The 12,867-nt window shown below is 70.5% G+C and carries 14 protein-coding genes; 10 read left to right on the top strand and 4 right to left on the bottom strand.

From position 1 onward, the window contains the following. The first annotated feature begins 3 nt into the window (after nucleotides 1–3). Nucleotides 4–978 (top strand): TAXI family TRAP transporter solute-binding subunit, encoded by a 975-nt coding sequence (locus J8J14_RS07255; protein WP_209378802.1) that lies wholly within the window; start codon nucleotides 4–6, stop codon nucleotides 976–978. After that, nucleotides 978–3,041 (top strand): TRAP transporter permease, encoded by a 2,064-nt coding sequence (locus J8J14_RS07250; protein WP_209378801.1) that lies wholly within the window; start codon nucleotides 978–980, stop codon nucleotides 3,039–3,041. Before J8J14_RS07255 ends, J8J14_RS07250 begins: the two co-directional genes overlap by 1 nt. Before the next feature lie 75 nt (nucleotides 3,042–3,116). Here J8J14_RS07250 and J8J14_RS07245 read toward each other — a convergent pair whose 3' ends face one another. After that, on the bottom strand, nucleotides 3,117–3,335 hold the full coding sequence (locus J8J14_RS07245; RefSeq protein ID WP_209378800.1) for a hypothetical protein: 219 nt from the start codon (nucleotides 3,333–3,335) through the stop codon (nucleotides 3,117–3,119). A gap of 90 nt (nucleotides 3,336–3,425) precedes the next feature. On the opposite strand from J8J14_RS07245, the gene J8J14_RS07240 reads away from it, so the two are divergent. The 4 genes from J8J14_RS07240 to J8J14_RS07225 all read left to right on the top strand — a co-directional run bounded on the left by J8J14_RS07240 (nucleotide 3,426) and on the right by J8J14_RS07225 (nucleotide 6,850). Then, nucleotides 3,426–5,105, top strand: a complete 1,680-nt coding sequence (locus J8J14_RS07240) for a phospholipid carrier-dependent glycosyltransferase (protein WP_245215510.1) — start codon at nucleotides 3,426–3,428, stop codon at nucleotides 5,103–5,105. Nucleotides 5,106–5,108: 3 nt separating this feature from the next. Then, on the top strand, nucleotides 5,109–5,729 hold the full coding sequence (locus J8J14_RS07235) for a DedA family protein (RefSeq protein ID WP_209378799.1): 621 nt from the start codon (nucleotides 5,109–5,111) through the stop codon (nucleotides 5,727–5,729). A 196-nt stretch (nucleotides 5,730–5,925) separates the two neighbouring features. Then, on the top strand, nucleotides 5,926–6,438 hold the full coding sequence (locus J8J14_RS07230; RefSeq protein ID WP_209378798.1) for a pyridoxamine 5'-phosphate oxidase family protein: 513 nt from the start codon (nucleotides 5,926–5,928) through the stop codon (nucleotides 6,436–6,438). A gap of 124 nt (nucleotides 6,439–6,562) precedes the next feature. Further along, nucleotides 6,563–6,850 carry a hypothetical protein gene (locus J8J14_RS07225; protein ID WP_209378797.1) on the top strand — a complete coding sequence of 96 codons (288 nt, stop codon included), beginning with the start codon at nucleotides 6,563–6,565 and terminating at the stop codon, nucleotides 6,848–6,850. 297 nt (nucleotides 6,851–7,147) lie between these two features. Here the strand turns inward: J8J14_RS07225 and J8J14_RS07220 are convergent, their stop codons facing one another. From J8J14_RS07220 to J8J14_RS07210, 3 genes are read right to left on the bottom strand one after another with little or no spacing between them, the layout of a single operon-like run. Further along, nucleotides 7,148–8,038, bottom strand: a complete 891-nt coding sequence (locus J8J14_RS07220) for a prephenate/arogenate dehydrogenase family protein (protein ID WP_209378796.1) — start codon at nucleotides 8,036–8,038, stop codon at nucleotides 7,148–7,150. Further along, complete coding sequence (gene hisC / locus J8J14_RS07215) at nucleotides 8,031–9,113, bottom strand: histidinol-phosphate transaminase (protein ID WP_209378795.1); 1,083 nt, start codon at nucleotides 9,111–9,113, stop codon at nucleotides 8,031–8,033. Before hisC ends, J8J14_RS07220 begins: the two co-directional genes overlap by 8 nt. 46 nt (nucleotides 9,114–9,159) lie before the next feature. Next, complete coding sequence (locus J8J14_RS07210; protein ID WP_209378794.1) at nucleotides 9,160–10,014, bottom strand: chorismate mutase; 855 nt, start codon at nucleotides 10,012–10,014, stop codon at nucleotides 9,160–9,162. 177 nt (nucleotides 10,015–10,191) lie between these two features. Between J8J14_RS07210 and metX the strand changes: the two genes are divergently transcribed. Genes metX through J8J14_RS07190 form a run of 4 tightly spaced genes read left to right on the top strand, consistent with a single transcriptional unit; the run spans nucleotide 10,192 to nucleotide 12,763 of the window. Then, nucleotides 10,192–11,346: a homoserine O-acetyltransferase MetX gene (metX, locus tag J8J14_RS07205; protein ID WP_209378793.1), complete on the top strand. Its 1,155-nt coding sequence runs from the start codon at nucleotides 10,192–10,194 to the stop codon at nucleotides 11,344–11,346. 47 nt (nucleotides 11,347–11,393) lie between these two features. Then, nucleotides 11,394–11,996, top strand: a complete 603-nt coding sequence (gene metW / locus J8J14_RS07200; protein WP_209378834.1) for a methionine biosynthesis protein MetW — start codon at nucleotides 11,394–11,396, stop codon at nucleotides 11,994–11,996. Continuing rightward, nucleotides 11,997–12,314, top strand: a complete 318-nt coding sequence (locus J8J14_RS07195; RefSeq protein WP_209378792.1) for a hypothetical protein — start codon at nucleotides 11,997–11,999, stop codon at nucleotides 12,312–12,314. 41 nt (nucleotides 12,315–12,355) lie between these two features. Beyond that, nucleotides 12,356–12,763 (top strand): hypothetical protein, encoded by a 408-nt coding sequence (locus J8J14_RS07190; RefSeq protein ID WP_209378791.1) that lies wholly within the window; start codon nucleotides 12,356–12,358, stop codon nucleotides 12,761–12,763. The last annotated feature ends 104 nt before the right edge of the window (nucleotides 12,764–12,867 follow it).

Below are 12,867 nucleotides of genomic sequence, written 5' to 3'. Positions count from 1 at the left end.
ACGATGGGAAACATCCCGCGCCGTGGCATTCTCGCGGCTGGCCTCGTTCTCGCCGCGCCAAGCGTCCTCCGCGCCCAGGGCAGCCAGCAGCTTGCCATCGCCACCGGCACCACGGGCGGCGTGTACTATCCGCTGGGCGGCGCGCTCGCGAATCTCATCTCCCGCCAGATGCCGGGCATGTCCGCCACGGTGGAGGTGACCGGTGGCTCGGTGGGCAACCTCCAGCTTCTCGGCGCCGGTCGCGTCGGGATGATCTTCACCCAGGTGGATGCGGCGGTGGATGCGGTGCGCGGCAATGACCGCTTCCGTGGCCGCCCCGTGCCCGCGCGCGCCATCGCCGTGATCTACACCAACCGCATGCAGGTGGTGACGGTGGCCAGCACCGGCATCAAGAGCATCGAGGACATGAAGGGCAAGCGCATCTCCACCGGTGCGCCGGGCTCCGCCACCGAGGTGATGGCGCTGCGCCTGATCGAGGCCGCGGGCCTCGACCCTGCCAAGGACTTCCGCGCGCGCGAGCGGCTCTCGCCGGCGGAATCCACCAATGCGGTCAAGGACGGCAAGCTGGACGCCTACATGTTCGTCTCGGGCGTGCCGACCAGCGCGATCACCGATCTCGGCGCGAGCCCCGGCGTGGATCTGCGGCTGGTCGATCACGCCCAGTACACCGCGAAGATCGTGGAGAAATACGGCCCGGTCTACTTCAACGAGGTGATCCCCGCCGGCACCTATCCGGGCCAGACCACGGACAACAAGCAGATGTCCGTCGCCAATGTGCTCGCGGTGCGGGAGGACATGCCGGCCGAGATGGTCACCAGCCTGATCCGCATCGCCTGGGAAGGCCGCGAGGACCTGGCGCGCACCCATGCCGAGGCGCGGAACTTCAAGCTTGAGGGGCAGAAGACCGCATCCGCCGGCATTCCCTGGCATCCCGCGGCCGAACGCTTCTGGCGCGAAGCCGGGGCGAATCTCGGCTGATGCGGCGCGAGGAACTGGCGGCCCCTTCCGATGGGCCGCCGGGCGCGGTGCCGGCCGCCGCCGCGGGGGTGGGCACCGGCCTGCCGCCCGAGGTGGCGCCGGGCTCGCTGGATGCCGCCACCACGGCCCGGGTCGAGGCGCTGATCGAGGAGGAGGAGGGCGCGCAGCACCGCTTCCGCGGCATACTCGCCTGGGTCGGCACGGCGATGGCGCTGGCGATGAGCCTGTTCCATCTCTGGGCCGCCTGGGACATCGTGCCCACCACCACTCTGCGCTTCGTGCATGTGGGCTTCGCCCTGGCGCTGGGCTTCTACCTGTTCCCCGTGGCGAAGCGCTTCCGCCACCGCTTCATGCCCTGGGACGCGGTGCTGATCGCGGCCGGGCTCTACTGCACATGGTATCTTATCACCGGCGGCGACGAGCTGCAGGACCGCGCCATCTTCCCCGAGCCGATGGACCTCGTCGTCGGCTGGATGCTGGTGGCGCTGGTGCTGGAGGTGACGCGGCGCACCACGGGCTGGGTGATGCCGGCCGTTGCCATCACCTTCATCGCCTATGCCTTCCTCGGCAACTACCTGCCTTCCCCCTGGACGCATCGTGGCTATGATTCCGAGCGCCTGATTCCGCATCTGGCGGTGGGGCTGGACGGAATCTTCGGCACGGCCGTCGATGTCTCGGCCACGCTGATCATCCTCTTCACCATCTATGGCGCCATCCTGCAGCTCAGCGGGGCCGGGAAGTTCTTCGTGGACTTCTCCTTCTCCGTCATGGGCGGCAAGGCCACCTCGGCCGGGCGCACGGTGGTGCTCTCCTCCTTCCTGCTCGGCGGCCCCTCGGGTTCCGGCGTGGCCACCACGGTCACGCTGGGCACGGTGGCCTGGCCCATGATGAAGAAGGTGGGCTATCGCGCCTCGGATGCCGGCGGGCTGCTGGCCGCGGGCGGGCTGGGCGCCATCATCTCGCCCCCCGTGCTCGGGGCCGCGGCCTTCCTGATCGCCGAATACCTCAAGATCGGCTATCTCGACGTGCTGCGCATGGCGGTGATCCCGACCTGCCTCTACTACGCCTCCCTGCTCTTCATGGTGGAGCTGGACCAGCGCCGCCTGGGCGCCGCGGGCAAGAGCGTGGAGGCGCCGGCCTCCACCCCGGCGGGGGAGCTGGTGCGGAAATACGGTTTCCACTTCTCCTCGCTCGTCGCGATCATCGTCTTCATGGTGATGGGCTACAGCTCCACCCTCGCGGTGCTCTACGCGATGGTGGTGGCGGTGGTGCTGTCCTTCCTGCGGCGGGACACCGCGCTGTTCCCGCGCAAGCTGATCGACGCGCTGGCCGCGGGTGCCATCCAGTCCATCGGCATCGCGGCGACCTGCGCCTGCGCCGGCATCATCGTGGGCGTGATCACGCTGACGGGGCTGGGGCTGAAGTTCTCGGACATCGCGATCCAGGCGGCCAATGGCTCCATCCTCGGCACCGCGCTCTTCACGGCGCTGATCGTCTGGATCATCGGCCTCGCCGTGCCCGTCACGGCCAGCTACATCATCTGCGCCGTGGTCGCGGCGCCGGCGCTGATCAAGCTGGGCGTGCCGGACTACGCCGCCCATATGTTCGTCTTCTACTACGCCGTGCTCAGCGAGGTTTCGCCGCCCACGGCCCTGTCGCCTTTCGCCGCGGCGGCCATCACCGGGGCGGGGCCCTACTCCACCACGCTCCAGGCCTGGAAATACACGCTGCCGGCCTTCGTCCTGCCCTTCGTCTTCGTCACTGATCCGGAAGGGGTGGGCCTGCTGCTTTCCCTGACACCGGAGATGACCTGGCTGGACGTGGCCTGGCAGGTCCTGCTCGCCACGGCGGGGCTGGCGGCCCTGGCGGCGGCCTGCCAGGGCTACTTCTTCCGTGCCCTCAATGCACTGGAGCGGGTGGGCTTCACCCTGGCGGGGCTGCTGCTGGTCTTCCCGGCCCTTCTGGAAGGCGTCATGCCCTGGCTGCCCGCGCCGCACTGGATCGGCATGGCGCTGGCGGCGGGGCTGCTTGCCCTGCAGGGCAGGGGAAGGGCTGCCGCCTGACGAAACGGGTCCGGGAGTTCCTCCCGGGCCCATTCCGGGGTTGCGGCGTTTCCGGGCTGCCCCGGGCTGCGTCCCTTACATCACGGCCGGCGGCATTCCGCCCGGGCCAGGCCCGATTGGCGGGATATCGGGCCCGATCGGGCCGGGCTCCGGCATTTCCGGCCCGGGGGTCGGGTATTCCGGGATGGGCGGCGGGGGCGGCGAGATCGGGCCGGGCACCGGATTCTCCGGCCCCGGGGCGGGCCCCGGGCCGGGGGAGGGGTTCGGCGGCTGGATTTCGGGCGTGTCGGACATGGCGGATCTCCTTGGTCAGGGGCTGAACGCCCCAGGCGCCATCCTGTTGGCCCTCGACTTGCGGCCCCCCCGCCGCTAAGGCGCCGGGGCATGGCTCCCGTCCCTTCTCTGCCCGGCGCCCTGGACCGCCTGCCGGAGACGCGGCGGCCCCGGCTCTGGCTCTCCCTTCTCTGCCTGCTGATGTGGGCGCCCGGCCTGTTCTCCCTTCCGCCGGGGGACCGGGACGAGTCACGCTTCGCCCAGGCCAGCCGCCAGATGGTGGAAAGCGGCGACTACGTCCGGATCCGCAACGGCGAGGTGGAGCGGAACAAGAAGCCGGTGGGCATCCACTGGGCCCAGGCCGGCATCGTCCACACGCTGGAAGCGGCGGGCCTGCCCGCCCGGGGCTGGATCGGCAGCTACCGCCTGGCCGCTGCCATTGGCGCCTGGCTGGCCGTGCTGGCCACCTATTCCCTCGGCCGCGGGCTGGTGGGGCGGCGCGCGGCCTTCCTCGCGGCGGCCCTGCTCTCCGCCTCGCTGCTGCTGGTGGTGGAGACGCATATCGCCAAGACCGATGCGGCCCTGCTGGCCAGCATCGTCGTGGCCATGGGGCTGATGGGCCGGGCCTATCTGGCGCCCGCCGCCTTCTCCAGCCGTGCCGCGCTGGGCTTCTGGCTGGCGCTCGGGGCCGGGGTGCTGCTGAAGGGGCCGATCGCGCCCATGGTGCCGCTCCTGGCGGGGCTTACCCTGTATGTGGCGGATCGCGGCTGGCGGGCCGGGCTGCCCTGGCTGCGGGCCCTGCGCCCGGCCTGGGGCATCCCGCTGATGATCGGCTGCGCCCTGCCCTGGCTGGTGGCCATCGGCATTGCCACCGAAGGCCGCTTCTTCGCCCAGGCCCTGGGCGATGACATGCTGAACAAGGTGGGTTCAGGCGAGGAGGCCCATTGGGGCCCGCCGGGTTATTACCTCCTCACCTTCGGGATCGCGGCCTTCCCCGGCGCCTTCCTCGTGCTGCGCGGGCTGCCCGCGGCCTGGGCGGCGCGGATGCGGCCGGGAACGCGCTTCCTGCTCGCCTGGGCCGCGCCCAGCTGGCTGCTCTTCGAGGCGGTGGCGACGAAGCTGCCCCATTACGTCCTGCCCGCCTATCCCGCACTGCTGCTGCTGGCCGCCGCCTGGGCCTGCGACCCGCTGCGCAAGCCGGCGCCCCGGTGGCTCTCCGGGCTGGGTTGGGCAGCGCTCTTCGGCACGGGGATCGGCCTGGCTGTCGCCGCCGTGGCCCTGCCCTTGCTGGCGGATGGGCGGGTCTCTGTGCCCGGGCTGCTGGTGGTGCCCGTGACCGGCCTGCTGCTCTGGGCCGTGGCGAAGGCCGCGGGGCGGGGCGAATGGGCGCGGGCCGGGCTTTCCGCCGCCCTCCTGGCCGTGCCGCTCTATGGGCTGGTCCTGGGCGGGGTGCTGCCGAATCTCACCGCACCCTGGGTTTCGCCGCGCGTCGCCGCCCTGGTGGCCGGGGAGGACGTGCCGGCGGAGCGCTTCGGCATCGCCGGCTATCACGAGCCCTCCGTCGTCTTCGCCACCAGCACGGCCACTTGCCTGCTGACGGATGGCACGGCCGCCGCGCGCTTCCTGGGCGGAGGGCCGGACCGTCTGGTGGCCGTCGAAGGGCGTGAAGTTCCGCGCTTCGAGGCCGAGGCAGCCGTCATGGGCCTGCGCCCGCGCGCCGTGGGGCGCGTGGACGGCTTCAACTATGTCCGTGGCCGCCGCGTGGCCATCACCCTATTCCGGGCTTCCTGACGCATGCTCCAATTCATCGCCGATGTGATGGCGGCGACCGGCACATTCGGCATCTTCCTGCTGATGCTGGCCGAGAACATCTTCCCGCCCATTCCCTCGGAAGCGATCATGCCCGTGGCGGGCTTTGCCGCCGCCCAGGGTAAGATGGACCCGCTGGCCGTGTTCCTGGCGGGCTCCGCCGGGGCCATCCTGGGCAATGCCTGCTGGTTCGAGGCCGCCCGCGCCGTGGGCCAGGAGCGGATCGAGCGCCTGGCCGACAAGGTGGGCAAGTATTTCGGCATCACCGGGGAGGATGTGCGGGACGCCTCGGCGGTGCTGATCCGCTGGGGCATCCCGGCGGTCTTCTTCTGCCGCTTCCTGCCGGGGCCGCGCACGCTGATCTCGGTGCCCGCCGGCATCGTGCGCATGAACCGGTGGGTCTTCTACATCTTCACCAGCATCGGGACGATGGGCTGGACCGCCTTCCTCATGGCCGCGGGCTGGTGGCTGGAGGGGCGCTGGGAGCAGATCGACCATTGGATGGAGCCGCTGGGCATCGCCGTGGTGGCCGCCGTGCTGCTCCTCTATGTCTGGCATCTCTGGCGCACCCGGCACCGCTGGCGCCGCGGGGGCGCCTCCGGCTAACCCGGCGCGGTCCGGGCCAGGGCTGAACGGCCGGTGCTCCCCTGGGGCACCGGCCGTTGCCGTTTCCGGGCCGGGTGATCCCTCGCCACCCTTCCCAGGCCGTTCCGGCAGGGGTGACGACCCTGCGGCCCGCCCTGAGCAACTGCCCTGGGCCGGGGCCGTTGCTTGGCCTGACCCCAGCGGGAAGGAGAGAGCGATGGCCGAGGCGCAGACCGAGCACCAGCAGCGCGAGAAGGTGCGCGAGATGATCAAGGACGTGCAGACCGCCGTCATGGTGACCCATGGGGATGGCGAGAAGCTGCGCGGGCGCCCCATGGTCGCGGCCGGCCTGGATGGGGATGGCAAGACCCTGTGGTTCTTCTCCGGCAGCGGCACCGAGAAGACGGAGGAGATCTCCCGGAACGATCGGGTGCTGCTCTCCTATTCCGATCCGTCGAAGCAGCTTTACGTCGCGATCTCCGGCAAGGCGCGGGTGCTTCGCGATGTCGCGAAGCAGAAGGAGCTGTGGCAGGAGTCGATGAAGACTTGGTTCCCGGACGGGCCCGAGGATCCGCATATCGCGCTGATCGCGGTAGAGGCGACGGGCGCCGAATACTGGGACAGCCCCTCCTCGAAGCTCCTGCACGCCTATGGCTACGTGAAAGCCGCGGTGACCGGCGAGCCCCCGAAGGGCGGCGAGAACGAGCGGGTTTCCTTCAGCAAGTCATAGCGCGGGCATTGCAACCCGGGAGGGCGGGGCGGCAGGATGGCCCCGCCCCGCCTTTGCGGCTGAGGGGCCAAGAAGCGCCGGGAGAAAACACTCCCGTTCCCGTCCACCGGGTGCGGAGAGCCAATTGCCCCATCGGGATCCTGACTTCGAGGCCCTGCGCCTCGCCCTTCGGCTTGCCCTTGTGGATGCCGTGCCGGCCGGGCTGCCCCCGGATGCGCACCGCGCGGCACTGGAAACGGCGCGGAACCGGCTGATGCGGCATCTCCAGCAGGACTCCGATGGGCAGGCCATGCCCCAGACACTGATCGGTATCCGCGACCGGGCGAAACTCGCGGCCGCTCTGGCTGGCGCTTTCGCGGATGCATTGGAGTGCCGGAATTCCGGCAGATCTGATTTTGGCGGTGCTTTCTAATTCTGCGGTGGTGGTCTGTCCCGGGGAGAGGAAGAAGGAATTCTTCCTCTCCCCGGACCCCTCACCATCATCTTTTTCTGAAGTTTTAGAAAAGCTCGGCTGCGGTGCGCCTCCGGTCCATGACCGGAGGCGACTGCAAGGGCAGGATAAGGGCTCAGAAACCCTGTTTGCATGGTATCCGCGGCAGCCAGACGGGGTTCCAAGGGCCTCAGGCCCTTGGCGGGTGAGGTCCGGAGAGGGCAGCGCCCTCTCCGGGAACCAGCAGATCAGGAAGGACGCTGTCCAGCGTGCCCGCCTTCAGGCCTGCTTCAGTTCGATCAGCGAGCGGCGGATCTTGCGTCCGCGTCGGATGCGGTCCTCGATAAAGCCTGCCTCGCCCCAGCGGATGGCGCGGCCAAAGGCCTGGGCGTCCTCGGTCAGTCGCGCCAGCATTTCCAGCACCGCCTCGCGGTTGTTCAGGAAGATGTCGCGCCACATGTCCACGTCGCTCGCCGCGATGCGGGTGAAGTCGCGGAAGCCGGATGCGGCGAAGCGCAGCACCGCCTCCCGTGTTTCCTGCGCCAGGTCGTCCGCCGTGCCGCAGATGGTGAAGGCGATGAGGTGCGGCAGGTGGGAGACGATGGCGACGACCTTGTCATGCGTCACCGCATCCATCGTCTCGATCATCGAGCCGGCCCGCTCCCACAGGGCGCGCACCTTCTCCACCGCCGCCGGATCGGCGCCGGGCGGCGGGGTGACGATGCACCAGCGGCCCTTGAACAGCTCCGCGAAGCCCGCATCCGGCCCGGAATGCTCCGTGCCCGCCATGGGATGGGCAGGGATGAGGTGCACGCCCTCGGGCAGCAGGGGCGTGAGATCCCGCAGCACGCTGCCCTTGGTCGATCCCACGTCGCTGAGGATGCAGCCCTGGGCAAGATGCGGCGCGATATGCGCCATCACCCCGGCATAGGCGCCCACGGGCACGCAGAGGATCACCGCGTCGCAGCCCTGGACGGCCTTCGCCGCATCGGCCTCCACCACATCGGCGATTCCCAGCGCCCGCACGCGCTCCAGCGTGTGCTCGCTGCGCGCCGTGGCGACGAGGGTGGCGGCGATGTCGCCGCGCTCCTTCGCCACGCGCAGGATGGAGGAGCCGACGAGGCCCGGCCCGACGATGCAGAGGCGCTGGAAGAGGGGTTCCTCAGCCATGCCGGAAGTCTGCCAGGGCATCGAGCACCATCTGGCATTCCTCGGCATTGCCGATGGTGATGCGCAGGCAGGTCGGCAGGGCATAGACCCCCACGCCGCGCACGATCAGCCCGCGCGAGCGCAGATGAGCATCGGCGGCCTTCGCGGCTTCCGCGCTGCCGAAATCCACCAGCAGGAAGTTGCCATGGCTGGGATGGACCTTCAGGCCCAGCTTCTCCATCCCCTGCGTCAGCCTCGCGCGCCATTCGCCGTTATGGGCCACGCTCTTCTTCACCCAGTCCGGCTCGGACAGGGCGGCGATGCCGGCGGCCATGGCGGCAGCGTTGACGTTGAAGGGGCCGCGCACGCGGTTCAGCACGTCGATGATGGCGGCGGGGGCATAGGCCCAGCCCAGCCGCATGCCGCCCAGGCCCCAGACCTTGCTGAAGGTGCGGGTCATCACCGTGTTGGAACCGGCATCCACCAGCGCCTGGCCGGGATCGTAGTCCGAGTCCTCCACATATTCGGCATAGGCGGAATCGAGGATCAGCAGGATGTCCTCGCGCAGCCCGGCGCGCAGGCGGTTCACCTCGCCCTGCGGCAGCAGGGCGCCGGTCGGGTTGTTCGGGTTGGCCAGGATCACCAGGCGGGTGCGCGGGCCGCAGGCGGCGATCAGCCCGTCCACATCCGCCACCAGGTTCTTCTCGGGCACCTTGATGATCTGGCACCCGGCCCAGCGGCCGGTTAGCTCATACATCAGGAAGCCATGGGCGGACATGACCAGCTCCGTCCCCTCGCCCCCATAGGCGAGGATGAGCAGGGCCAGCAGCTCGTCCGAGCCGTTGCCGACCACGATGCGGGCGGGGTCGAGGCCATGATGCCGGCCGATTGCCTCCCGCAGGGCGGTGGCGCCGCCATCGGGGTAGCGATGCGCCTCCCGCGCCATTTCCGCGATGGCGGCCGAGGCGGCGGGGGGCGGGCCGAAGGCCCCTTCGTTCGAGGAGAGCTTCACGATCCGGTTCACGCCCGGGACCTTGGACTCGCCGCCCACATAGGGCTCGACCGAGAGGATGGAGGGGCGCGGCATCACGGGCATGGCGGCATCTCTCTGAACGGGCGGGGCCAGGGGCCCCGGAAGGGGCTCAGGCGGGTTCGGCCTGGGTGGCGGGGGTTTCCGGCTCCGGCTCGGCATAGCCGCCGACGGGCCAGGGGCGAAGCGCGGCCAGGCCGGCCAGGCGCGGGTCCTCGGGCGTGATCAGCCCCTCCACCTCCACCAGGGCGCGCAGCCCATCGGCCGAGAGGATCACGCGCAGCGGTGCCAGCCCGGCGGCGGCAAGGTTGGAGACCAGCGCATCGCGGGACGTGTTGGGTGCCCGTTCCAGCCGGATGAGCCCCCGGTCCCGCGGGGTGGCATCCGCGCCGAACGGGGCCACCACCAGGGCGCTGGGAAGCATCTGCCCCGGCCCCATCAGGAAGGGCAGGGCGCCCACCACCTGCAGCCGGGGGGAATCGAGGCTGATCCACCAGGCCGCCTCCGGCGGCTCGCCATCGGCGGGGGAGGGGAGAATGGCCACCGAGGCCTCCCCGGCCGAAAGGAAGGAAAGGACCCGGGCCGGAGTGGCATGCATGCGCAGCGGCGTGTCCAGCCCGAAATGGCCGCGCGCCAGGGCTTCGCAGCCCGCCATGGTGGCAACCGAGAAGGCGGATTGCAGCCTGAGCGAGGAGGCAATCACCTCACGCCACAGCCGCGCCACGGTGGCCCGCGGCATGGGCCCGCTATGCCGGGCCAGCAGGCGGCGCAGGATCAGCGCCTCCCGCCCCGGCCGGAAGCTGGCGCCGCCGGCCTTCATGCCCTGGGCCGAGAGCTGGGCCGAGAGGGCGGCGCGGCGCATCAGCAGGTCATGGACCTGGTTGTCGATCGCGTCGAACTCGGCGCGCGCCGCCGCCAGGGCGAGAGGCTGCACGACGGAGGGATCGGTGAGGGCAGGATCGGACATGTGACCGTGCATGAGGGGTCCGGCGGGTCTAGCGCCCGATGGGCGGGGCGCCAAGGCAGCGCGTGGCTTCCCGGGTGCTAAACCCGGCCCCGGGGGCCAGGGGGCGCGGCCAGGGCGCCCCATCCGCGCGAAACGCCGCCTTGCCCCCCCGCCGGGAGGCTCCTAATGCTCCCGCCCATGAACCAGGCCGTTGCATCGCTGCCTCAGGTGGATCACCAGCGGGTCGTCTTCCCCGATGGCCTGATGCTGGATTCCGGCACGATGCTGGCCCCGCTGGCCGTGGCCTACCGTACCTATGGCACGCTGAACGAGGCGCGCAGCAACGCGGTGCTGATCTGCCATGCCCTGACGGGCGACCAGTACGTGGCCGAGACGCAGCCCCTGACAGGCAAGCCGGGCTGGTGGTCCGCCCTGGTCGGGCCGGGCCTGCCGGTGGACACCAACCGCTTCTTCGTCATCTGCGCCAATGTGCTGGGCGGCTGCATGGGCAGTTCCGGCCCGCGGGAGGAGATGACGGATGCCGGGGGCCGCGGCCTGGGCCGCCCCTGGGGGATCGATTTCCCCAGCGTGACCATCCGCGACATGGTGCGTGCCCAGAAACGCCTGGTCGAGCATCTGGGGATCGAGCGGCTGCTCGCCGTGGTCGGCGGCTCGATGGGCGGGATGCAGGCGCTGCAATGGGCGGCGACCTACCCCGAGGCGGTCTTCGCCTGCGCGCCCATCGCCACCGCCGCCCATCACTCCGCCCAGAACATCGCCTTCCACGAGGTGGGGCGCGCGGCCATCCATGCCGATCCGGACTGGTGCGGCGGCGCCTACTGGAAGGAGGGGCGGCTGCCGGCGCAGGGCCTCTCGGTGGCGCGCATGGTGGCGCATATCACCTATCTCTCGGAAAGCGCGCTGACGCGGAAATTCGGCCGCCGGCTCCAGGGCGCGAAGGCGGTGACCTTCCTGGAGGATGTCTTCGCGGTGGAGAGCTATCTTCGCCACCAGGGCAGCACCTTCATCCGCCGCTTCGACGCGAATTCCTACCTCACCATCACCCGCGCGATGGATTACTTCGACCTGGCGGCGGACCATGACGGAGATCTCTCCCTGGCCTTCCAGGGCACGCCGACGCGCTTCTTCGTCGCCTCCTTCTCCTCGGACTGGCTGTTCCCCACCGCGGAGAGCCGCGCCATCACCCGTGCGCTGAACAGGGCTGCCGCGCGCGTTTCCTTCATCGAGCTGAACTCGGACAAGGGCCACGACGCCTTCCTGCTGGACGAGCCCGAGTTCCATGCGGCGCTGGGCGGCTTCCTCGGCGGTGCTGCCGATGCGGTGGGGGTCTGACCATGGGCATCCGCCCGAAGGAAGAGATCCGCTACGTCGCCAAGAACATGCGCCTGGACCTGCGGCTCATCGCCGAGATGATCCCGGAAGGCGCGAAGGTGCTGGATATCGGCTGCGGCGACGGCGCGCTGATCGACCATCTGACGCGCGAGAAGCGGGCCGATGCGCGCGGCATCGAGATCGACATGGCCGAGGCCACGCGCGCGGTCGCCGCCGGCCTGGCCGTGATCCATGGCGATGCGGATGCGGACCTCGCGCATTATCCCGATGGCGCCTTCGACTATGTCGTGCTCTCCCGCACGCTGCAGGCCGTGGAGCGGCCGCGCGAGGTGCTGCGGCAGATGCTGCGCATCGGGCGCTACGCCATCATCTCCTTTCCGAATTTCGGCCACTGGCAGATGCGCTGGCGCCTGCTCTGGACCGGGCGGATGCCGGATACGGACACCTGGAACCGGCCCTGGTACGAGACGCCGAACATCCACCCCTGCACCATCCTGGACTTCGTCGCCCTGTGCGAGAAGGATGGCTACGCGGTGGATGGCTGGCTGGCGGTGGACGAGCACGGCATGCGCGCCCCCTGGCGCGAAAGCCTGCGCCTGGCGAATCTCTTCGGGGAGCAGGCGCTGTTCCTGCTCCGGCGCAAGGGCTGATTGCGGCACCCCGTCACCCCCGATGGCCGCTACTTCGTGGTGCGCGGGCGGCTGTGGCGCATGGCCGATCCGAACCTGCCGGCGGAGCACCGGGGGGAGCTGACGCGTGCCCTGATGGCGGCGCGCCGGGCTGTGGGGGTGGCGCTCCGGAACGGCGATGATACCGGGCTGAAGGCCGCGCGGGCCGCTGTGGATGTGGCCAAGCGGGAACTCGGTGAACGCGGCCCGGTCTGGTGGAAGGACGGCGCCCCGGACCTGAACCGGCACATGGCGCGGAACACACCCTATGCGGAATGGCTTGCCACGCTGGAAGGCTGATCGGCCTTTAAAATCAGGACTGTAATGACCATATCGGGGTCATGCGCAAGACCCCTGCGGGGCTCCGCGCCATCGCGTCCCCGCCCCTTCCCCCACATCTCCGCCGCCGCGTTGCCCGCCTTGCCCTGGCTGTGCGCGAGCGCCGCGCGCTGGAACTGCTCTATGGCGGCGCCTGGCGCGTCGTGCATCCCCATGCCATCGGCCAGATGGGCACGGGGCGCGTCGGGCTGCTCACCTGGCAGACCGCCGGCCTGGCACGCGGGCCCGGCGACCCCGGGGAGGGCTGGCGCATGTTCGATGTGGCCCGCATCGAGGGCACGCGCGCCCTCCGCGCCCATTTCGCGCCCCGCCCGCGTGGCGGCCCGGCCTGGACGGCCGGAATCGACGCCCCTGTGGCGGAGGTGCTGCCGCGGGCGGAGGCGCTGGCGGAACTTGCCGCCCCTGGATGAGGCCTCGCCGCCCTCCGGATGAGGGCGTGTGCAAGGCTTCGCCGAGCGGCACACATCAGAGAGCTGAAGCGTTCCGCCAAGCCCCTGGCGATGTCGCTGGGGTC

This window comes from Pararoseomonas baculiformis (assembly GCF_017813395.1).
GTDB lineage: Bacteria > Pseudomonadota > Alphaproteobacteria > Acetobacterales > Acetobacteraceae > Roseomonas > Roseomonas baculiformis.
Note: the sequence above shows the minus strand (reverse complement) of the source record. Positions and strands in the feature narration are given on the sequence as shown.